Below are 19,085 nucleotides of genomic sequence, written 5' to 3'. Positions count from 1 at the left end.
AATATTTACATCCTGATGAAGTATCTGTTGATAGCTGTTGTAGCGGCCCTGTTGTTCATTCCTTTCCTGGGCGCGGTACATTTATTTGACTGGGACGAGATCAATTTTGCGGAAGCGGCCAGGGAAATGATCGTAACCGGCAATTACTCCCAGGTGCAGATAGACTTTGCGCCCTTCTGGGAAAAGCCGCCCCTGTTCATCTGGATGCAGGCCATCAGCATGCAGCTTTTCGGTATTAACGACTTTGCGGCCCGTTTTCCCAATGCCGTGATAGGCATCGTCACCCTGCTGACCTTTTACCACATCGGCAAAAAACAGGTAGACGAAAAGTTCGGCTTCTGGTGGGCGCTCGTATATGCGGGTTCGTGGCTGCCGCACTTCTATTTCAAATCAGGCATCATTGACCCCACTTTCAACTACTTTATTTTCCTGGCCATCTACTTCGCCTACAGGATAGGTTATGCGCCCAAGCCCGTTCGTATGGCCATTTTCAGCGGCATCAGCCTGGGGCTGGCCGTGCTCACAAAAGGGCCGGCCGCCATCCTGATAGCCGTGCTGGTGCTGCTGGTATACTGGATCTACAACAAATTCCGCATCCATATCCGCATTGCGCACCTGCTGTGGATCGTGCTGTTCGCCCTGCTTACCACCGCCCTCTGGTTCGGTTATGAGATCATCATGCACGGCTGGTGGTTCGTGAACGAGTTCCTCATCTACCAGTGGAGGCTGTTCAGTACGCCAGACGCGGGCCATGGCGGCCCCTTCTTCTACCACTGGATAGTGCTGCTGGTGGGCTGCTTCCCGGCCAGCATCTTTTTGCTCAGTTACCTGCAGACCAGCCGCGCCAAGTCCATTTACCTCAGCCAGCCGGCGGAGGCCAAAGACTTCAAGGTATGGATGTGGGTGCTCTTCTGGGTGGTACTGCTGCTGTTTTCCATTGTGAAAACGAAAATTGTACATTATTCCTCCCTCTGCTACTTTCCGCTCAGCTACCTGGCCGCCCTGCAGGTACACCGCCTGCTGGAGGGCCGTTTCACCCTGAAGGGCTGGAACATCAGCCTCATCCTTTTCATTGGCGTGGTGCTGGGCCTGGCCATCAGCCTGCTGCCGCTGGTAGGCATTTATAAAAACGATCTTATTCCCCACATCGGAGACAAGTTTGCGCAGGCCAACCTGCAGGCAGATGTGCCCTTCAGCTTCGGGGAAATGGCCTATGGCCTTATTTATATATTGCTGGTGGTGATCAGCTGCGTGATGCTGTTCTCCGGCAAGGTGCGGCGGGGAATGCTCTGCCTTTTTATCAGCACCATACTGATGATACAGGTAACAGTGCTGCACTTTGTGCCCAAGGTGGAGAAGTTCTCGCAGGCAGCGGCCATCGAGTTCTTTGAGCAGTTCCAGGGAAAAGACGTATACGTAAGGCCGCTGGCCTATTTCAGCTATGCGCACCTGTATTATACGCGCAAGCAGCCCTCCGCCAACCCTGAATATTATAAGAACAAGGAGCAATGGCTGCTGGAAGGCGCCATAGACAAACCGGCCTATTTCATTTGCCGCATTACGGACAGCGAGCCGTACCGCTCCCACCCCAACCTGGAGGTGATCGGGGAAAAGAACGGGTTCGTATTCTTCAAGCGGAAATAAACGGTGCGCCGTTTAAAAATATAAGGCGGGTGTATCAGATACACCCGCCTTGCTTTTATATGCGCCGCCCGCCGGGCGGCAACATCGTGTCTATTTCCTGGCCGCATTGAGGCGTTTCTCCACCTCGTCCCAATTCACCACGTTCCAGAACGCAGCAATATAATCAGGCCGCTTGTTCTGATGTTTCAGATAATAGGCATGCTCCCACACGTCCAGTCCCAACAGGGGCGTACCCGGCTCTTTTACCAGCTGCGTCATCAGGGGATTGTCCTGGTTGGGCGTGGAGGTAATGGCCAGCTTCCCGTCTTTCTTCACGATCAGCCAGGCCCAGCCGGAGCCGAACACTTTCTTGGCGGCATCCCCAAATTGTTCCTTGAATGCGTCTACCGAGCCGAACGCGCCATTGAGGGCGGTGGTGAGCTTGGCCGAGGGGCTGGTCTGTTTAGGACTGAGCAGCGTCCAGAACAGGCTGTGGTTGTAATGGCCGCCGCCGTTGTTGCGGATGGCCGCGTCTTTAGCGGTTACTTTGGCCAGTATGCCTTCCAGCGAAAGGCTGGCCAGTGCGGAGCTTTGCAGTGCGTCATTGAGGTTCTTTACGTAGGCGCCATGGTGCTTGTCATGATGGATCTCCATGGTCAGCTTGTCTATATTGGGCTCCAGCGCATCCGGAGCGTAAGGTAAAGGAGGCAGCGTGAACGGTGCTTTTTGCGTTAACAGGGTTTCGCGCCCCTCTGCGGCAAACAATCCTTTCGGATCGGCCATAGCAGCCAATCCGGCAAGACCGGCCACCTTGAGGAATTCTCTTTTATGCATGATGGGTATGATTAGTTCCTACAAATCTAAAAGATAGCGGCTAATTACTTGCAAATATTACACCAATCTCAATCCTGATATAATCGCTATTTTTGCAAAAACTGCAAAATAAAGCAGCTTGTTATAGTTTAATTTGAAATAAATTGCTATTTTACTTTTATATTCATGTGTTGTTGTCGTATATCTAATCATTCTCTAAAAAATGAAGCTATTTATCCCAGGCAAGAGGAATTGCCCAGCCCCGGCCCTGCAAAGGCCGGTGCAGCCCTATACTGTCTTCGCCGGTGATTGCCGGATATCGTCCATCCCCCACAATTGTTTAACAATAGCTGTTATGCGCGCTTTGCCAGAGAGGTGAAGTTTTGGTTTGATCTTAGCTCATTTACAATAAATGCCGTAGACACGGATGAACAGTTCGCCCCGGAGGTTGGTGAGGTTCAGATTTTTTCCGTTTATGCCCGGATACAGCCCATGAGAGAATTATTATAACACTTTTTATACTTATTAATGTATGATCTGGAGAAAGAAGGCGGGAAAAATCCCCCTTTCAGTGAACGTAGTTTTGGTGAGGCGCTTGTACTTTGGCCCTTTAAAATAACCTAACGATCAGTAACCGGGCATCATTAGAAAAAGGCAACATCCATTCACCCGTAAAAAACCAGTCTGGAAGCAGCATGATTATTCAGGAACGAGTACTGCAGACAAGGCATGAGCACCTGACCCATATGCCAGTGTTCTACCATCCGGGAGATGGAGACGAAAAGGCCGCCTTGCTGCAATTACTGCGGAACAATCCGCGGATCAGGGTTTATGACGAGCTGTACAGCCAGCTCAGAGAGCTGATAAAAAGCCTGAACCCCGCCCGCGCATTGACGCCGGAAGAACTGACGGTGGCCATTGAGCGCCACTTGAACGGCACCCCGCCAGAAGACTACGGGGTGTGGGTGTATTATCCCTGGGCGGAAAAACTGGTGCATTTACCAGGCCGCGAAGAGTTCATTGCCATACGTACCTCCCGCAACCTGCACAAGATCACCCGGGAAGAGCGTGACCTGCTGCAGCAAAAAAAAATAGGCATCATTGGCCTTTCCGTGGGGCAGAGCATAGCGCTCACGCTGGCCATGGAGCGCATTGGCGGAGAGCTGCGGCTGGCAGACTTTGACACGGTGGAACTGAGTAACATGAACCGGCTCCGGACAGGCGTTTTTAACCTGGGCATGCCCAAAGTGATCATTGCCGCGCGGGAAATTGCCGAGCTGGACCCCTTCCTCACCGTGAAATGTTTTACAGATGGCGCTACGGAAGGGAACCTGGACGAGTTTATGACCGGCGGCGGCAAGCTGGACGTGCTGGTGGAAGAGTGTGACGGCATTGACGTGAAAATACTGAGCCGCAAAAAAGCGAAAGCCATGCAGGTACCGGTGGTGATGGACACCAATGACAGGGGGATGCTGGACATTGAACGGTATGACCTGGACCCCTCCTACCCGCTGCTGCACGGCCTGATACCCGATATTGCAGACCTGAGATCGCTCAAACACCTTACCAATGAAGAAAAAATACCCATCCTGGGCCCCATGGCAGGTATGGCAAATATGAGCCCCCGCATGAAATATTCTTTGGGGGAGATCGGGAAAACGATCACTACCTGGCCCCAGCTGGCATCTTCCGTAATGCTGGGAGGCGCCATGGTGGCGGATACCTGCAGGCGTATACTGCTTGGCCAGCTACAGGCGTCAGGCAGGTATTATGTGGATTTTGATGAACTTATTCAATAATGCCCCTATAAACTAAAAGAGCAATCAATGAGCGCACCGATCAATGTAAGGGCTTTTTTTGCACCGGATGACCCGGAAGCATGCATGCGGTTTTATGAAGGCCACAGCAAGCTGCTGCAGATCTATTTCGGGATCAACAAGATCACGTCCGGGAACCAGGACTGGATATCTCATAAAAATACCGTAGTGGTCATTGTGGAAGACGATACGGGCACCAAAACCTATGGCGGCGCCCGCGTGCAGATAGCAGATGGCGTGCTGCCGCTGCCCATCGAGATGGCCATTGGCAAATACGATCCGAAAATTTATACAGATGTGGTGGCCCGCCAGGGAGACATGCCGGGCAGCGCCGAGATCTGCGGTTTGTGGAACTCCAAGGAAGTAGCCGGCATGGGCATTGGCAGTCTCATTCTGAGCCGCGTATGCGTGGCGCTGATGACGCAGCTCCCCGTTCAGAACGTACACGTACTTTGCGCGCCCATTACCACCCGCGGCGCCAAAAGAGTGGGCGCGGTCATAGACACCTCCCTGGGCAACGAAGGCGTTTTTTACTACCCGAAAGATGACCTGGTGGCTACGGCAATGATTATCAGGGATATACATGAAGTGTCCAGCGCAGAGCAGGTGGAGAAAGACCTGATCTTCAACCTCAGGGCCCAACCTAACCAGATACGCACGGAAACAGGCCCCAAAGGCAGCTTTGAAGTAAGCTACCAGTTGGGGCTGCCCCAAATGGTGCCATAAACTGTTATGTTTACTGCCATAACATCAGTAAATTGACATTGCAATTTTTTTATGCAGATGCTGATACGCTTTTTTGCCTTGATCATCCTCGCCCTGCACTGGCAAAGCGCCGCCTTTGCAGCAACGCCGCGTGTGATATTTAAAGACAGCACGCAGCTCATGCAGGTAGGCCGTTACCTGGAGCTGTACCGGGACAATACCAACCGGTTAACAATAGACGATGTGCGCAGGCAGGCCTTCACCTCTTCCAAAACAGACGTACCCAACCTCCAGATATCCCCTTTCAGCAACTGGGCCCGCTTTGCCATTACCAACGAGACCGGCCTGAACCGGCTGCTGCTGGAGGTGGAATACCCCACCATAGACGAGATCACCCTCTACGAGATACTGCCTTCCGGCGGGTACCGGGTGGTGGAGCTGGGGCAGCTCCAGCCTTACCGCTACCGCCCTTATGACCACCAGAACTATATTTTCCCGCTCACCCTGGCACGTGGCGAAACAAGGGAATTTTACCTCAAGGTAAAGGCCGGGGAACAGGCGCAGCTGCCCATGTACCTGGGCGGCGAAACGTCGCTCAACGTGAAAAACACCGAACGCAACTTCATTTTCGGCGTGTACATCGGCATTATTCTCGTAATGGCCCTGTACAACCTTTTCATTTATCTCAGCATCCGTGACAGGAGCTACCTCATTTACGTGAGCTACATCATCTGCGTGGGCCTCACCCAGGCCTCACAGCAGGGTTATACTTTCCGTTTCCTCTGGCCCAACAACATATGGCTGGCCACGCACGATACGCTCATTATCCCCATCCTCAACGGTATTACGGCCGCCCTGTTCATCCAGTCTTTCCTGCATACGCGGGAAAAGTACAGGACCGGCCATCATATCCTTACCGGCGTGGTGATAGCGTATTCCCTGGTGTTCATCCCCACTTTCCTGGACAAATACTTTGTGGCCAATATGATGGCGCAGATGACGGCCATGGCCGCCTCGTTGCTGGCCATTTTTGTGGGTTACAAGGTAGCGCGCCGCGGCTTCATACCGGCCCGGTACTTCCTGGTGGCCTGGGGTATCTTCCTTTCCAGCGTATGTGTTTTTGTATTGCGCAACTTCAACATACTGCCGTATAACGACTTTACCTATTACGCCCTGCAGATAGGCTCCGCGGCCGAAGTAACCCTGCTGTCTTTTGCCCTGGCCAACAAGATCAACATCTACCGGAAGGAAAAAGAAGAATCACAGGCCCTGGCCCTGCACATATCACAGGAAAACGAGCAACTGGTGCGCGAGCAGAACGTGATATTGGAAGCCAAGGTGGCGGAAAGAACGGAAGCCCTGCAAAACAGCAACGTAGAACTGAACAAGGCCCTCAACAACCTGAAAAATGCCCAAACGCAACTGGTGGAAGCGGAAAAAATGGCCTCCCTCGGCCAGCTTACGGCCGGTATTGCGCACGAGATCAATAATCCCATTAACTTTGTAACATCCAATATCAAACCGCTGAAACTGGATTTCGAAGACCTCAAAAGCCTGCTCCGGCAATATGAAGCCATCGGGCCGGCAGACAACATCCAGCAGAAACTGGCAGACATTGAGCAGTTCAAGCAGCAGATAGATATTGATTATGTGCATAGCGAAATAGAAACCCTTATCAAAGGCATAGAAGACGGCGCCAACCGGACCGCTGAAATTGTAAAGGGCCTGCGTACCTTCAGCCGGCTGGACGAGAGCGACCTCAAGTTCGTTGACATTCATGAAGGGCTGAACTCCACCATGGTGCTGCTCCGCAATAACATCCCCAAAAACGTGGAAGTAGTATATAACTACGGAGAACTGCCCAAAATAGAGTGTTTTGCCGGCAAGCTGAACCAGGTGTTCCTCAACATCATCAACAACGCCCTGAACGCCATCAAGATGAAACCGGAACAGGGGGACGAAAAGCTCACCATCACCACCCGTTACCATGAAGCGGAAAAACAGGTGAGCATCGGCATCAAAGACAGCGGAACGGGCATGACGGACAAGGTAAAAGAAAAGATATTTGAACCGTTTTTTACGACCAAAGACGTAGGTGAGGGCACCGGGCTGGGGCTTTCTATTGTTTTCAGCATTATTGAGAAACACCACGGCAGAATACTCGTTGAGTCGGAGCCGGGTAAAGGAGCGGAATTTATTATATATTTACCACTTCATGTGCCAATAGTGCCCAGTGTTCAGAGTCATATGTCCTAATTAACAAGACCCTTCATGAAAAATAACCGTATCAGAATTTTGTACATCGATGACGAAGTACATAACCTCAATGCGTTCCGCGCTAATTTCAGGCGGAGTTACGAGATCTATACCGCCAGTTCTGCCGCGGAAGGGATGCAGGTGCTTAAGGGGATTGAAGTGCATATCATTATTGCGGACCAGAAAATGCCTGCCACCACCGGCGTAGAGTTCTTCAACGAGATCAAGGACCTGTTACCTGACCCCATCCGCATTCTGCTGACCGGCTATACAGATGTGGAAGACATTATAGACGCCATCAACAAGGGACATATCTTTTCCTACATCAAAAAACCCTGGGACGAGCACGAGCTGTTCAAGACCATCAATAACGCCTACGAGATCTACTCCGCCCGCAAGCAGCTCAAGGAAAAAGTGCTGGAGCTGGAAAAAACGAACGATGAGCTGAACCGCTTCATCTACTCCACCTCTCACGACCTGCGCGCCCCGCTCATGAGCGTACAGGGCATCATCAACCTCAGCCGGCTGGACAACAGCATGACAGACCCGCAGGGGTACATGGGCATGATAGAGGTGTGCATTACCCGGCTGGACAGCTTCATCCAGAAGATCATTGAATATTACCGCAACTCGCGGCTGGAACTGGAATATGAAAAGATCGATTTTTCCGCGCTGATCAGTGATTGTATCGATACTTTCAAGCACCAGAACACCACCATTCATTTCAATACTAAAATTGACCAGCCCGTACCGTTCAAGGGCGACTTTTTCCGTATCAGCGTGATCCTGAACAATCTGATATCCAACGCCGTTAAATACCAGAAGCCGGATGAAACCAGTCCGCAGGTGAACCTGTCCGTAAAAGTGGAGCCGCACAAGGCTACCATCCGGATAGAAGACAACGGCATTGGCATACTGAGCGAGCACCTGAGCAACATTTTTAAAATGTTCTTCCGCTCCAAGAACAACAACAAGCCCGGCAGCGGCATCGGGTTGTATATTGTGAAAGAGGCCCTGAATAAAATTGGCGGTACCATTGGGGTGGACTCCCGCTACGGGGAAGGCACCCAATTTGAAATCTCTATTCCCAACAGAAATGAATTCGATACCTGATCTGCGCGTCATACTGATCGACGATAACGATATCGATCTGCTGCTGCATGAACGGTTGATTTCCATTCAGCAGATCAGCAGAACCATTTTGTCATTCAGCAATGCCAACAAAGCGCTCGAATTCCTGTCCAGCAACATCACCCTCCCCCATATTCCCCCTACGGTCATCTTGCTGGATATACAGATGCCTGAAATGGACGGCTTCGAGTTCCTGCGGTCTTTTGATTCTTACCCTAAAAAGATCAAGAACCAGTGCTACATTATTATGGTATCTTCTTCGCTCGACTTCGGGGATATTTCCCGCACCAACGCCAACCCGCTGGTAATCCGGCTGTTGAAAAAACCGTTGCAGCCCAAGGAGCTGAAGGAAGTGATCGAAGGTATTTTCAGGGAGCAATAAAAAAGGCTTCTTCATAAAAAATGAAGAAGCCTGTCCGCACTTAAAAATTAACCCCCTGGTTACTCAAATCTTTATTAATAGTCGTTAATACCGTAGTAATACACCTTGCTGCTGCCCGGGTAGAGGCCTTCTATCTGGAAGTTGCCCCTCAGGCGCTGCATGGCGGCCCGCAGCTCATCTACCGTGCGTACGGCCATGCCGCCCACGCGGGTGATCACAAATCCTTCTTTCATATTGGTCTGGTCTGCCAGCACACCCTCGTTAATGGCCGTTACCTGTACACCGCCGGCAATGCCCATTTTACGGGCGTCTGCTGCTGGAAGGGTGGCAAAGTCCGCCCCCAGTTGCTGTATGGTAGCCGCAGGGCCGCCGGCAATTTCACCCATTTTACCTTTCAGGGTTACATCCACATCTTGCTCGGCACCGTTTCTCAGGTAGGTGAGCTTCAGCTTGTCTCCCGGTTTCTGGCGGGCTATCTGCTCTGAAAGCTGCGCACCGGAATTGACGGTGGCGCCGTTTATTTTTGTGATCACGTCACCCTGGCGTATGCCCGCCGCGGAAGCCGCGCCGCTGGGATCTATACCGGCCACGTACACGCCGTTGCCGTCATACTTGATGCCCAGCTCTTTTTTCTGCGCCTCGTCCAGGTTCTCGGGCGGCATGCTGATGCCCAGGTAACCGCGCTGAACGCTGCCGAACTGTTTGATATCGTTCACCACCTTTTTCATCAGGTTAGACGGGATGGCATATGCATAGCCCGCGTAGGAACCCGTAGGAGAAGCAATGGCCGCGTTGATGCCTATCAGTTCCCCGTTGGTGGTAACCAGCGCGCCGCCGCTGCTGCCGGGGTTCACCGCGGCGTCCGTTTGCAGGAAAGATTCCACGGGAGCGGCGGCCTGGCGGTTAATGCCAATGTTGCGGGATTTGGCGCTGATGATGCCCTGCGTTACCGTTACATCCAGGTTCAGCGGGTAGCCTATGGCCAGTACCCACTGGCCCAGCTTCACATCGTCAGAATTGCCCACCGGCATCACGGGCAGGTTTTTACCGTCTACCTTGATCAGCGCCAGGTCCGTATTAGGGTCTGTACCAACAACCTCCGCTTTGTAGTTTTTACCGTTACTGAGCGTTACGTTTACTTCTGTAGCGCCGTTCACCACGTGGTTATTGGTCACAATGTAGCCATCCCCGCTGATGATAACCCCGGAGCCGGAAGCCCGTTGCTCAGGCGGCTGGCGGAACTGGCGCGCGCCGCCGTCTCCAAAGAAGCGGCGGAAAATATCATCGTCCATTCCCTCAAAGGGGTTTTGCTGGCGCGCCTGTTTGTACTTCACTACCGTACGGATATGTACAACGGAGGGCACGGCCGCGGAAGCCGCATCTTCAAAGCTCACCGGCTGGTTGTTTACCGGGCCGGTGTAAGCCGTGCGTACCAGCGGGGCGTTTTCCTCTCCTGTAATAGTATGATATAGGTTGCCGGATTTACCGCTCAGGGCGAAGCCGCCGGCAACAATTGCAGCTACAAGTGCAATAGCGGCAAAGCGTTTCTTTTTATTCATATCATCTGGTTTAAGATGCCATAAAATTGTACCGGCATTCTGAACAGATTCTGAATAAATGGGGTGGTATGGTTGTTTTTAACGTTTCATTAGGAGGGAAAGGCGATTGATGGAACGGGAACGCCCGCCTTCCGGGCGGCGCGGCGTGCTTTTAACATTTCATTAGATGGGAAGGGGCGGGGTGTGAGGACGGAATGCCGTGCCCAGAGGACTTGCAGGCTGCGGGGGACGTCTTTTAATGTTTCATTACGATTCTGAAGGTATGTAGTGGGGCTTCAAACCGATAGGTTACCTCAAAACCGTACAGGTCACAGATCTTCCGCACAATTTCCAGCCCCAGGCCCATACTGTCTGCATCGGTGCTCTGTTTGCTGAAGCGGTGAAATATCCGGTCTTGCCGCAGCGCTTCCGTCCGCCCGGTATTTTGCACGGTGAGCACGCCGGCGGCCAGCCGGATGATAATATTGCCGCGCTGCACGTTGTGGCGGATGGCGTTGGCCAGCAGGTTGCCCAGCAGCACCTCCATGAGCGTGGGGTTGGCGGTGACCGTTACTTCCTCCACCCAGTCTTGCTGCAGGGTAAGCTCCTTCAGTTGCAGCTGGGGCTGGTACTGTTCCAGCAGGTTGACGATGGTTGGGCGTATGGCTACCTGGCCGGTTTCAGGGAATTGCCCGTTCTGGATGCGGGTGAGGAGAATAAGGCCTTTGTTCAGCCGGGCCATGCGCTGACTGGCGGTAGCCAGGTCCGTGATGAGGCTGGCCTGCTCTTCGGAAAGCGGGTCGGTTTGCATCAGCAGGTCCAGCTTGCCCTGGAAAATGGCCAGCGGCGTGCGCATTTCATGAGAGGCATTTTCTGCAAATTCCTTTTGGGCTACATATGCCTGGCGGCTCCGCTCCGCCAGCTGCTCCACGGCTGTGTTGAGCGCTGAAAATTCATTGACGGAAGAGGGCGCCAGCTGCAGAGGGGCGGCGTCATCTACCTTGTAGGCGCGGAGCTTTTGCAGCGTTTTATAAAAAGGGTCCCACACCTTCCGGGAGAGGCTGCGGTTCACCAGCAGCAGGCCCGTCAGCAGGAAAGACAGCAACAGCACCTGCAGGATGATAATGCTGGTGATGAGCCTTTCATGGTTGGCAATGGAAGATTTGATCTGCAGGCGGTACGTTTCCCGGTTGATCACGAGATGAGAGGTGAGCAGGCGGTAAGTGTCTGCGGTGTACAGGGAATCCCGCGCGGCGTTGGGGCCTACTTTTTCCAGAGTGATATCATTTCCCAGCACCGGTTCCCCGTTCCTGAACTGCATTACCTGCAGGCGTGGCACCAATTGGGTTTTGGTGGCCACCAGCCGCGCGTCTACATTGGCGATCACTATTTTCTTCAACACCACGTAAAATACGGGAATAGCCACCAGCAACAGGATCACTGACAGCAGGAAATAATATTGCACCGTTTTGTTCAGCAGTTTCATCAGCCTGTTTTTATGGCACTTCCATTTTATAGCCCATACCGTAGATGGCCTTGACACGGTCTGTCCACCCCGCCTGCAGCAGTTTCTTCTTCAGGTTCTTCATATGGGCGTAAATAAAATCATAGTTATCGAACAGTCCCTCCCCGTCTCCCGACAAATGCTCTGCTATGGCCTGTTTAGACACTACGCGGTTGCGGTTGGTGAGCAGGTAGAGCAGCAGGTCGTATTCCTTTTTGGTGAGGTCTACCGGCGTTTGCCGCACTTTGACGGTGCGCGCCTGCGGGTCTAGCAGCAGCCCTTCCGCCTCCAGCACATTGTTGCCCGCAAAGCGCCTGCGGCGTATCACCGCGGCAATACGGGCGCTCAGTTCGGAAAGGTGGAACGGTTTGGTCAGGTAATCGTCTGCGCCCAGCTGCAGCCCCTGTATGCGGTCATCTATGGAATCCCGGGCGGATATGATAATGACGCCATCCGTTTTATGGTTGGCTTTCAGGGCTTCCAGCACTTGCAGCCCGTTCCCGTCCGGCAATGAAATATCCAGCAAGATGCAGTCGTAGTCGAATGTTTCTATTTTGTCAAGCGCTGTTTTTTTATCCGGCGCCAGCTCGCAGGTGTAGTTCTCCGCGGCCAGGTAGGCGGCAATGCTTTTACTGAGCGCTGATTCGTCTTCGATGATGAGGATTTTCATACCTGGGCCTTAAATTACGAAATTGCGGGCGAAAAGGCCGGCGGCGGCGCTGCAAATGCGGTGAAAACCAGGCGCATAGTGCGTGCAGACGGTTTCTGACGGCTGTAAAAAAATATTTTTTGTTTTGTCAAAAAAGCCGCTAAATTTGCACTCCATTCAAGGGGGATTAGCTCAGTTTGGTAGAGCGCTTGCATGGCATGCAAGAGGTCAGCGGTTCGAACCCGCTATCCTCCACAGAACAAAACCTTGCAGTATCATTGCAAGGTTTTTTTTGTTTTTATCCCCACCATCTCCATCTTTTCTTGGATCAAGTCAAATTTCTTTCCGCATACTTTTTAAAGGCGATAAACCGGGGGTTCCAAGCCGATAACAAGCCGATAAGAAGCCCATAAGCCCGGGGTGCCAAGCCGACAACAAGCCGATAAGAAGGCGGCCGCCCCTTTCTATGTCAAATTTAAGCCATCATTATAGTTATGATCCTCAATACTCTATAATACCGTCCTGCTCTTTTACGCCTTCCCCAATTTCTCAACCTGATCCGGATTTTTCTGTAGCTTTATTACCTAAACACGACCAACATGCCCACTGCTGTCAACTGGCCCGAGGCCATCAAACCCCTGCTTAAAAAATACAAAGGCACCAAACACCCGCTGGATTATGAGAACATCTACCAACTGGTGGTGGGGGTGGTACTGTCTGCGCAAGACTCGGACAGGAACATCAACAAACTGGGCCCTGAGCTGTTCCACGCTTTCCCGAACATGCAGGCGCTTGCCCGGGCCACGCCGGATGACCTGACTCCCTACATCAGCAAGGTGCGCAACTTTGGCAACAAGGCCAAATGGCTGACCGGCATAGCCCAGCAGGTAAAAAAAGACGCCAACATCCCCCTCACGCAGGAAACGCTGACGGCGCTGCCCGGCATTGGCAGAAAATCGGCCAATGTGATCATGCGGGAGGCGGGGGTCAAGCCGGAAGGCGTGATCGTTGACCTGCACGTTGTACGGGTGGCCCCGAGGCTGGGCATTGCCACGGGTACTGACGCCACCAAAATTGAGAAACAGCTGATGGCGGTGTTGCCGCAAGACGAGTGGGATGCCGGCATGGCCATGTCTTTCCTGGGCAGAGAGGTCTGCAGGCCCACCCCCAAATGCGGAGAATGCCTGATGAACCCGGTATGCGCCTATTACCAGGGCACAAAAACAAATTAGCCAGGGTTGTAACCTTTCGGCGGTGTGGCCCGTTTCACCTTCAACCAAAATCCCCATCCACATGTCACGCACTATATTCGTACTCCCTTTGCTGCTGCTTTGCCTGGCCTGTAAGAAGAACAGGAAAAACCAGGATGCCCCCGGCCCTTTTGCGGGCACCTATACCGGCGTTTATTACAAGGAAACAGATAATGGCGCCACGGCCAATACCCAGGTAAAGGTCACTTTCTCCGGCAACAAGTTCCAGGTAGATGCCAGCAACAACCCTCCTCAGCTGGCCATTACGTTTACACCCAGCCTGCCCGGCCAGTTCAGTACCCGTGGGGCAGACAGTATTTTCATGGAAGGTTTCAGCTCCGTTTCTTCCCTGTCCGTCCATAGTTTCAAATATGCACAACAGGGAGATTCCCTTATCCTGCAGGGATGGCGAGGTAATAACATATACGAATACCTCCGCCTGAAAAAATAGCTCCCGGGCTGCATATTGATTTGATTGCCAGCCAAAGATCATCACAGTTGGCGCAAAGTCAGGTTCACTAACTTGTTTGCGCCCTTTTTCGTTTGCCGTTCACAACCGTATGATCTTTTGATTAACTTTGGATGCAGTGTAAAATTTTTATGCACCACCTGATGAAAGCAAATCTCAAATGTTTGTTGATTGACGATGACAAAGATGACCAGGAGATATTCAGACTAGCGTTGCAGGATATAAACGAAAACATTGTATGCATTACCGCGGACAATGCCATGGAAGGGCTGCAGATGCTGCAGGCCGATGCAAACCTTATACCCGGCTACATTTTTCTTGACCTGAACATGCCCCGTATGAGCGGGAAAGACTGCCTGGCCGCCCTGCGCAGCATGCCTCACCTGGCAGATGTACCGGTGGTGGTCTATTCCACCTCTTCAGACCCGCGCGACATACGGGAAACCAAAGCGCTGGGGGCTACTGACTACGTGGTAAAACAGTACAGCATGGCCTCTCTCAAGGAAATCCTGCGTCGTTATTTCAGCTAGGGCATCCTGAAAAAATTAAGGGAACAACGCCTATCACCGCGTTGCTCCCTTTTCTTCTCCACACTATTGATCCGTCTTACTTGTTTACTGTAACTGCTGATCCGTTCCTTACCTCATCATTGGCCTTTTCCATAAGCATATCTCCCGTTGTTAAATTCCCGAATATTTCCACCTTTCCGTCTGCTTCCCTCCCTTTCCGCACGTCTACCCATTCCACTTTCTGGTGATTCACCCGTATCACAAATATCTTTTCAGTTGAGTTGACCACCGCGGTAACGGGCACTATAAACACACTGTCTGCGGTGTTCAGCGGAATATTCACTTCCGCCACCATGCCGGGCAGCAGCTTTTTGTCGTTATTGGCAACATCCATCTCCACCCGCTGGGAGCGCAGCCGGCTGTCCAGCGCACCGGCGAGGCGGTTAATGCTGGCTTTGAACGCCTGCCCTGCCAGCGATTTTACGGTAAAGCTCACCTCGCTTTTATTTTTCAGATAGCTGGTATAGGCTTCCGGTACAGCCAGCACCAGGCGCAGCTTCTTTTGTTCCTGCAGGGTAAAAAGCGGGTATTCAGACCCTCTGCCGGAGGGGCCAACATAGGCGCCGGCGCTCACGTTACGCGCACTGATCACACCACTGAAGGGAGCGCGTATCTGCAGGTAGTTGCGGGTGTCTGCCACTTCGCGGTAGGCGGCGCGGGCAGCTTCCTGCTGGGCGTAGTCTGATTTTTGTTTGGCCAGCGCCAGGTCAAGGTCGTTTTGAGACACGGTACCCGGTGTCTGGCTGGTTTTATATAAACGGTCGTAATTAGCCTTGCTGGCCAGGTATACCGCCTCCTGGCTATGCAGGCGTGATTCCGCGCCGGCCAGTTGGGCGTTCAGCTCCGGGGCCTCCAGCGTGGCCAGCACCTGGCCGGCAGTAACGGTGGAGCCTACGTCTACATACAATTTCTGCACAAAGCTGTTCACCTTGGCGTAAAGGTCTACCTGTTGAAAAGCAACCAGCTCGCCCGGCATTTTCAGCGAGGCGGAAAAAATATCTTTCTCCAGCGCAAAGGCCTTCACCCCGGCAGGGGCCGGCGCCGCCGTTTGGTTATTGTCCGGTTTGCTTTGCGAAACGCCGCAACCTGCCAGCACTACGGCAGCCATCAGTGCCTGGTAAAGCGTTCTATTGGTTATTCTGATCATACAACGAGGGTATATAGTGTTTACTTTCTTTGTTTTCAGGATTGAGGGATACGGAAACGATTGAAGCGTTTTTCTGCACCCAGGCAAATACCAGCGGCAATATTACCAGCGCGGCAAAAGTAGAGGCCACCAGGCCGCCAATTACGGCGCGGCCCAGGGGAGACACCTGGTCCCCGCCCTCTCCATGGCCGATGGCCATCGGCATCATGCCCGCCACCATGGCCAGGCTGGTCATCAGGATGGGCCGCAAACGCAAGGCCGCCGCTTCTTTGGCGGATGCCAGCGCATCCCCGTTGTGCCGCCGCAAATGTTCCGCGTTCGTGATCAGCAGCACCGCATTGGAGATAGACACGCCCACAGACATGATGATACCCATGTAAGACTGCAGGTTAAGGGTAGAGCCGGTGATGGTCAGCAGCAGCAGCGAGCCCAGTATTACCGCGGGCACGGTGGTGAGCACCACAAAAGACACGCGGAAACTCTGGAAGTTGGCCGCCAGCATGAGGAAGATCACCACAATGGCTACCAGCAGGCCAGCCTGCAAACTGTCCAGCGTTTCGTTGAGCGTAACAGACATGCCAATGGGCTCCATGGTGAGGCCGCGGGGCAGTTCGCCAAGGGAAGCAATGGCGGCCTGTACGTCTTTGCTGGCAGTGCCCAGGTCTTTATTGTTCACGTTAGCCGTTACGGAGATCATGGGCATGGCGCCCAGGTTGTCGTTCTCGCCGTAGGTGGTATCTGGCGTAATGGTAGCCACATCGCTGAGCAGGGGGCGGCCGGCGTTTTTCAGCAGCGGTATCTCCCCTATCTCATGCATGCTGTTCATCTTGTTTTCCGGTATCTGTACCTGCACGCTATAGCTCAGGCCGGCCTTTTCATCTACCCATACGTTCTTTTCCGTAAGGCGGGAAGAAGAAGTGGAGGCTATCAGCGAGCGGGTTACGTCTGTCATGTCCGCTCCCAGCTGGGCCAGGCGGGTACGGTCAATATCTATCTTGATGGCCGGGTATTTGGTAGACTGCATCAACTGTACATCGCGCAGGTAGGAAACGTCTTTCAGTTTCGCAATGATCTTGTTGGCGTATTCTTCGTTGAGCTTTTTATTACGCCCGCTGATACGCACTTCTACCGGTGTGGGCGAGCCCTGGCTGAGTATCTTGTCTGTCAGCTCAATAGGCTCGAAGGAGATCTGCACGTCTGGCGCAGTCTCTTTCAGCCGCCCGCGTATCTTCTCTTTCAGCTCGTCCAGGTCTGCATGATAGTTCCTGCTGAGGCTTACCTGCAGCACCGCCTCATGCGGGCCGGGCATGAACAGGTAAATAGGGCTCACGGAGAACAGCGCCGGGTGCTGGCCTACGTAGGCGGAAGAGATAGACACGTTTTCCTTGCCTACCACTTCTTCAATGGTACGCAACACCACCAGCGTTTTTTCTTCTGTACGCTCCATACGCGTGCCTTCCGGCGCCCGCAGCCGGAGCTGGAACTGGCCGCCGTTGGTTTTCGGCAATACATCGCGGCCAATATTGTTGAGCAGCAGCACCGCCAACCCGCTGATCACCACCAGGTAGGCAATTACCACAGGCGCCCGCAGCGGCATGAGCCGGTTGATGAAACGCATGAAACGCGCCCTGAATTTTTCGAAGCGGCTCACCTTGCCGTCCAGGTTACTGTCTGCCCGCTCTACCAGTTGTTTCTTCTGGTCCCAGGTATCATGCTCGTCCGCGGCATTGGGCAGCACATCTTTTTTGCGGTGGCTCTTCATCAGCCAGTTGGCCATTACGGGCACAAAGGTTTGTGAAAGGAAATAAGACGTGATCATGGAAAACCCGATGGCCAGCGCCAGCGGCAGAAAGAGCGAGCCGGGAATGCCCTTCATGGTGAAGGCCGGCGCAAACACTGCCAGTATACAGAAAAGAATAAGCAGCTTGGGGAAAGCGATCTCCTTACACGCGTCCCAGACCGCCAGGGCCTTGGGTTTGCCCATATCCAGGTGCTGGTGTATGTTCTCTATGGTCACCGTGCTTTCGTCTACCAATATGCCAATGGCCAGGGCAAGGCCGCTCAGCGTCATGATGTTGATGGTTTGGCCAAACAGGCTCAGGAACAGCACCCCGGAAATGATGGATACGGGAATGGTCATGATCACGATCAGCGCGCCGCGCAGGTCTCCCAGGAAGAGCACCACCATCAGGCCGGTCAGCACCGCGCCTATCACTCCTTCGCTGATGAGGCTTTTTACAGCGTTCATCACATAGGTGCTCTGGTCAAATTCATAGGAGAGCGTTACATCTTCCGGCAGCTGTGCCTGCAGGCGGGGAATGGCTTTTTTCAATGTTTGCACCACCTCCCAGGTAGAAGCATCTGCGGACTTGGCCACGTTGAGGTATACAGAACGTTTACCGTTCACCAGGGCATAACCGGCGGCGATGTCCGCTCCGTCCTCAACCGTGGCAACATCACGCAGGTAAAGGGTTTGCACCCCTCCTTTGAAAAGGGGTATGTTCTCAAAATCCTTAATGTTCTTGATAGTGGTGTTGGTAGGAGTAATATAGTTTTTGTCGCCAATGCGCACGTTGCCGGAAGGCGCCACCTGGTTGTTGAAGCGGATGGCCTCTACCAGCTGGTCTGGCGTAAGCTGGTGAGAGCGCAGGGCCACGGGGTCTGCCTTGATCACCACGGTGCGGATGTTGCCGCCAAAAGGCGGCGGGGCCACCAGGCCGGGAATGGAGGTGAAGGAAGACCGTACGTATACGTTGGCCATGTCCATCAGCTCGTTGTTGGTGCGCTTTTCGCTGCTCAGCACCAGCTCTCCCACGGGCAGGGTAGACGCGTCAAAACGGATAATGAAGGGCGGTTGCGAGCCCGGTGGAAAAATGGCCTGCGCCCTGTTGGAGAACGCGGATACTTCTGCCGCGGCCTGAGACATATTGGTGCCTTCATAGAAACTGAGCTTCATGAGGGTGAGGCCCTGAATATTCTTGGTTTCTATAGATTTTACGCCGTTCACAAACAGCAGGATGTTCACGTATTGTTTGGCGAAGAAAGCCTCCATCTGGTTTGGCGTGTACCCGCCAAAAGGGTGCGCAATGTAAAGCACCGGCATGTCCAGCTTCGGAAATATATCCACCTTTACGTCCCGTACGGCCTTGATGCCAAAGAAAAACAGGCCGGCCACCAGTACCAGTACCGTGATCGGTTTTTCCAGCGCGCTTCTGATAAGTCCCATTACGAT

At 53.1% G+C, this 19,085-nt stretch carries 15 protein-coding genes and 1 tRNA gene; 10 read left to right on the top strand and 6 right to left on the bottom strand.

All coding sequences use genetic code 11. The features are described from left to right. Positions 1 to 15: 15 nt before the first annotated feature. Complete coding sequence (locus D3A97_RS10085) at positions 16 to 1,644, top strand: ArnT family glycosyltransferase (RefSeq protein WP_119078221.1); 1,629 nt, start codon at positions 16 to 18, stop codon at positions 1,642 to 1,644. A gap of 90 nt (positions 1,645 to 1,734) precedes the next feature. Here D3A97_RS10085 and D3A97_RS10080 read toward each other — a convergent pair whose 3' ends face one another. Then, on the bottom strand, positions 1,735 to 2,457 hold the full coding sequence (locus tag D3A97_RS10080) for a superoxide dismutase (protein ID WP_119078220.1): 723 nt from the start codon (positions 2,455 to 2,457) through the stop codon (positions 1,735 to 1,737). Positions 2,458 to 3,182: 725 nt separating this feature from the next. Between D3A97_RS10080 and D3A97_RS10075 the strand changes: the two genes are divergently transcribed. Genes D3A97_RS10075 through D3A97_RS10055 form a run of 5 tightly spaced genes read left to right on the top strand, consistent with a single transcriptional unit; the run spans position 3,183 to position 8,727 of the window. Beyond that, positions 3,183 to 4,235 (top strand): ThiF family adenylyltransferase, encoded by a 1,053-nt coding sequence (locus D3A97_RS10075; protein WP_232825912.1) that lies wholly within the window; start codon positions 3,183 to 3,185, stop codon positions 4,233 to 4,235. A gap of 27 nt (positions 4,236 to 4,262) precedes the next feature. Further along, positions 4,263 to 4,979 carry a hypothetical protein gene (locus D3A97_RS10070; protein WP_119078218.1) on the top strand — a complete coding sequence of 239 codons (717 nt, stop codon included), beginning with the start codon at positions 4,263 to 4,265 and terminating at the stop codon, positions 4,977 to 4,979. Positions 4,980 to 5,036: 57 nt separating this feature from the next. Beyond that, positions 5,037 to 7,214 carry a sensor histidine kinase gene (locus D3A97_RS10065; protein WP_198673916.1) on the top strand — a complete coding sequence of 726 codons (2,178 nt, stop codon included), beginning with the start codon at positions 5,037 to 5,039 and terminating at the stop codon, positions 7,212 to 7,214. Between the two features lie 15 nt (positions 7,215 to 7,229). After that, the gene (locus D3A97_RS10060; RefSeq protein WP_119078216.1) at positions 7,230 to 8,327 is read left to right on the top strand and encodes an ATP-binding response regulator; all 1,098 of its coding nucleotides are present in this window, start codon (positions 7,230 to 7,232) and stop codon (positions 8,325 to 8,327) included. Beyond that, complete coding sequence (locus D3A97_RS10055; RefSeq protein WP_119078215.1) at positions 8,311 to 8,727, top strand: response regulator; 417 nt, start codon at positions 8,311 to 8,313, stop codon at positions 8,725 to 8,727. Before D3A97_RS10060 ends, D3A97_RS10055 begins: the two co-directional genes overlap by 17 nt. Positions 8,728 to 8,801: 74 nt before the next feature. On the opposite strand, the gene D3A97_RS10050 is transcribed toward D3A97_RS10055, so the two are convergent. From D3A97_RS10050 to D3A97_RS10040, 3 genes are all read right to left on the bottom strand, one after another. Beyond that, positions 8,802 to 10,286, bottom strand: coding sequence for a trypsin-like peptidase domain-containing protein (locus tag D3A97_RS10050; protein ID WP_119078214.1), 1,485 nt, complete (start codon positions 10,284 to 10,286; stop codon positions 8,802 to 8,804). Between the two features lie 235 nt (positions 10,287 to 10,521). After that, positions 10,522 to 11,751 (bottom strand): sensor histidine kinase, encoded by a 1,230-nt coding sequence (locus tag D3A97_RS10045; RefSeq protein ID WP_119078213.1) that lies wholly within the window; start codon positions 11,749 to 11,751, stop codon positions 10,522 to 10,524. 10 nt (positions 11,752 to 11,761) lie between these two features. Continuing rightward, on the bottom strand, positions 11,762 to 12,439 hold the full coding sequence (locus tag D3A97_RS10040) for a response regulator transcription factor (protein ID WP_119078212.1): 678 nt from the start codon (positions 12,437 to 12,439) through the stop codon (positions 11,762 to 11,764). A gap of 160 nt (positions 12,440 to 12,599) precedes the next feature. Here D3A97_RS10040 and D3A97_RS10035 point away from each other — a divergent pair. The 4 genes from D3A97_RS10035 (at position 12,600) to D3A97_RS10020 (ending at position 14,667) form a co-directional block, all read left to right on the top strand. Continuing rightward, a tRNA-Ala gene (locus D3A97_RS10035) sits at positions 12,600 to 12,673 on the top strand. 344 nt (positions 12,674 to 13,017) lie between these two features. Further along, a complete protein-coding gene (locus D3A97_RS10030) occupies positions 13,018 to 13,650 on the top strand; it encodes an endonuclease III domain-containing protein (protein ID WP_119078211.1) in 633 nt (210 codons plus the stop codon). 61 nt (positions 13,651 to 13,711) lie between these two features. Then, positions 13,712 to 14,119, top strand: a complete 408-nt coding sequence (locus tag D3A97_RS10025) for a hypothetical protein (RefSeq protein ID WP_157986461.1) — start codon at positions 13,712 to 13,714, stop codon at positions 14,117 to 14,119. Positions 14,120 to 14,280: 161 nt separating this feature from the next. Further along, on the top strand, positions 14,281 to 14,667 hold the full coding sequence (locus tag D3A97_RS10020) for a response regulator (RefSeq protein ID WP_119078518.1): 387 nt from the start codon (positions 14,281 to 14,283) through the stop codon (positions 14,665 to 14,667). Between the two features lie 76 nt (positions 14,668 to 14,743). Here the strand turns inward: D3A97_RS10020 and D3A97_RS10015 are convergent, their stop codons facing one another. Together D3A97_RS10015 and D3A97_RS10010 are read right to left on the bottom strand one after the other, a co-directional pair. Beyond that, the gene (locus D3A97_RS10015) at positions 14,744 to 15,853 is read right to left on the bottom strand and encodes an efflux RND transporter periplasmic adaptor subunit (protein ID WP_119078209.1); all 1,110 of its coding nucleotides are present in this window, start codon (positions 15,851 to 15,853) and stop codon (positions 14,744 to 14,746) included. After that, positions 15,834 to 19,079, bottom strand: coding sequence for an efflux RND transporter permease subunit (locus tag D3A97_RS10010; protein ID WP_119078208.1), 3,246 nt, complete (start codon positions 19,077 to 19,079; stop codon positions 15,834 to 15,836). Before D3A97_RS10010 ends, D3A97_RS10015 begins: the two co-directional genes overlap by 20 nt. Positions 19,080 to 19,085 lie beyond the last annotated feature (6 nt).

This window comes from Chitinophaga alhagiae, assembly GCF_003568665.1.
Lineage (GTDB): Bacteria > Bacteroidota > Bacteroidia > Chitinophagales > Chitinophagaceae > Chitinophaga > Chitinophaga alhagiae.
This window is presented reverse-complemented; position numbering and strand designations above follow the sequence as displayed.

What these genes read in the sequence shown, in the direction of transcription:
- D3A97_RS10055 (WP_119078215.1), top strand. Translation starts at nt 8,311, where the DNA reads ATGAATTCGATACCTGATCTGCGCGTCATACTGATCGACGATAACGAT.
- D3A97_RS10015 (WP_119078209.1), bottom strand. Translation starts at nt 15,853, where the DNA reads ATGATCAGAATAACCAATAGAACGCTTTACCAGGCACTGATGGCTGCC.
- D3A97_RS10075 (WP_232825912.1), top strand. Translation starts at nt 3,183, where the DNA reads ATGCCAGTGTTCTACCATCCGGGAGATGGAGACGAAAAGGCCGCCTTG.
- D3A97_RS10025 (WP_157986461.1), top strand. Translation starts at nt 13,712, where the DNA reads ATGTCACGCACTATATTCGTACTCCCTTTGCTGCTGCTTTGCCTGGCC.
- D3A97_RS10020 (WP_119078518.1), top strand. Translation starts at nt 14,281, where the DNA reads ATGAAAGCAAATCTCAAATGTTTGTTGATTGACGATGACAAAGATGAC.
- D3A97_RS10080 (WP_119078220.1), bottom strand. Translation starts at nt 2,457, where the DNA reads ATGCATAAAAGAGAATTCCTCAAGGTGGCCGGTCTTGCCGGATTGGCT.
- D3A97_RS10085 (WP_119078221.1), top strand. Translation starts at nt 16, where the DNA reads ATGAAGTATCTGTTGATAGCTGTTGTAGCGGCCCTGTTGTTCATTCCT.
- D3A97_RS10060 (WP_119078216.1), top strand. Translation starts at nt 7,230, where the DNA reads ATGAAAAATAACCGTATCAGAATTTTGTACATCGATGACGAAGTACAT.
- D3A97_RS10065 (WP_198673916.1), top strand. Translation starts at nt 5,037, where the DNA reads ATGCTGATACGCTTTTTTGCCTTGATCATCCTCGCCCTGCACTGGCAA.
- D3A97_RS10045 (WP_119078213.1), bottom strand. Translation starts at nt 11,751, where the DNA reads ATGAAACTGCTGAACAAAACGGTGCAATATTATTTCCTGCTGTCAGTG.
- D3A97_RS10050 (WP_119078214.1), bottom strand. Translation starts at nt 10,286, where the DNA reads ATGAATAAAAAGAAACGCTTTGCCGCTATTGCACTTGTAGCTGCAATT.
- D3A97_RS10030 (WP_119078211.1), top strand. Translation starts at nt 13,018, where the DNA reads ATGCCCACTGCTGTCAACTGGCCCGAGGCCATCAAACCCCTGCTTAAA.
- D3A97_RS10010 (WP_119078208.1), bottom strand. Translation starts at nt 19,079, where the DNA reads ATGGGACTTATCAGAAGCGCGCTGGAAAAACCGATCACGGTACTGGTA.
- D3A97_RS10070 (WP_119078218.1), top strand. Translation starts at nt 4,263, where the DNA reads ATGAGCGCACCGATCAATGTAAGGGCTTTTTTTGCACCGGATGACCCG.
- D3A97_RS10040 (WP_119078212.1), bottom strand. Translation starts at nt 12,439, where the DNA reads ATGAAAATCCTCATCATCGAAGACGAATCAGCGCTCAGTAAAAGCATT.